Annotated in this window: 1 protein-coding gene; it reads right to left on the bottom strand. The window is 69.9% G+C overall.

Features of this window, described 5'->3' with window-relative positions:
- Positions 1-298 precede the first annotated feature (298 nt).
- A complete protein-coding gene (locus AB0K21_RS44660) occupies positions 299-1030 on the bottom strand; it encodes a sulfite exporter TauE/SafE family protein (protein ID WP_343975804.1) in 732 nt (243 codons plus the stop codon).
- Positions 1031-1434: the final 404 nt, after the last annotated feature.

Raw genomic sequence — 1434 nt, 5'->3', positions numbered from 1 at the left:
TCGCCCACCTCCGCTGCACGCGCTCTGGCCGTATGTGGTGCGGGCCGTAGTCGCTCACTTTCGGTGGGCCGGACTGCGCGCTGTCGCTGAAGCCTCCTTTGAGGTCGTTCAAGGAGGGGCGCCGTAGCTGAAGCGTGGCTGCATGACCCAGTCCAGGGCCAGGCGCCGTAACCAATCCTGAAGCCGGGCGCCGTAGCCAGTCCGGGGCCGGGGTCCTAACGATCCAGGGGGAAGGGCGTAACCAATCCTGAGGCCGGGGTCCTAAAGGTCCAGGGGTGGAGTCCGCGCTGGTCAAGGGTCACAGGCTCCACAGCCCCTTGCCTATCGCGGTGAACCCGCCTACCAGCGCGAGCAGTAGCACCAGCGCCCGGGCCCGCCGCTCCGGCACTCGTTCCGCGAGTGCCTTCCCCAGCACGGTGCCTGCCGCCATCCCGGCCGCGACCAGCAACCAGAGCGGCACCGTGAGCTTCGGCACGCCCTTGGCCGTAACGGAGAGCGCGTTCACCACCACCCCGTAGAACTGCGCGTTCGGCACGAACTCCCGCACCATCCAGCCCGCGTTCACCGCATACAGGGAAACCGCCGGACCGCCCACCCCGGCGGAGGAGTTCATGAACCCGCTCGCCGCGCCGGCGGCCACCGCACCCCCGACGCCGCGCAGAGCGGGCACTCGGCTGCCCCGCATCACGAGCAGTACGGCCACGCTCACCAGCATCCCCATACCGACCAGCAGCATCGGTTCGGGCAACCGGGCGGCCACCCAGGCACCGGCCGGCACGGTGCAGGCGGCCGCGGCGACCAACGGAACCATCGCGGTCAGGCGGACCTCCCGCCAGGTGCCGGCCAGCCCGACCGCGCTGATGGCACCGGCCGCGCAGTTCGCCAGCACCACCCCCTCGGCCGGGCCGAGAAGCAGCACCAGGGCGGGCACCGCCACAAGCGCGAACCCGATCCCCGCCAACCGCTGCACGGACGCGCCCAACAGGACGATGCCCCCCAGCAGGAGACCGGCGGTCCAGTCATCCAGCACAGACGCTCCTCGCGGCTTCTCCTCATGAGCGATCCCGCACAACACCCACCCACGCGGCAGGCACCATCATGCAGGCCGACAGGAGAGCAGGCAGCAGGTCACGCGAACGGAAAAGCCAGAACATGAACGCCTACCCCCAAATCGACCCACCTGGAAGCCAGAACCCGCCCCCCGACCTCGGACCGTCACAACGCTCAGCCCTGGACCGTAAGACCACCAGCCCTGGACCGGTTACGGCGCCCGGCCCTGGACTGGGTCATGCAGCCACGCTTCAGCTACAGTGCCCCACCCTGAACGGCTTCCAAAGGGACGCTTCAGCGACGGCGCGTAGCCCGGCCCACCGAAAGTGAGCGACTACGGCCCGCACCACATACGGCCAGAGCGCGTGCAGCGGAGGTGGGCGG

Origin of the sequence: Streptosporangium sp. NPDC049248 (assembly GCF_040678965.1) — a bacterium.
GTDB classification, from domain to species: Bacteria; Actinomycetota; Actinomycetes; order Streptosporangiales; family Streptosporangiaceae; genus Streptosporangium; species Streptosporangium fukuiense.
Note: the sequence above shows the minus strand (reverse complement) of the source record. Positions and strands in the feature narration are given on the sequence as shown.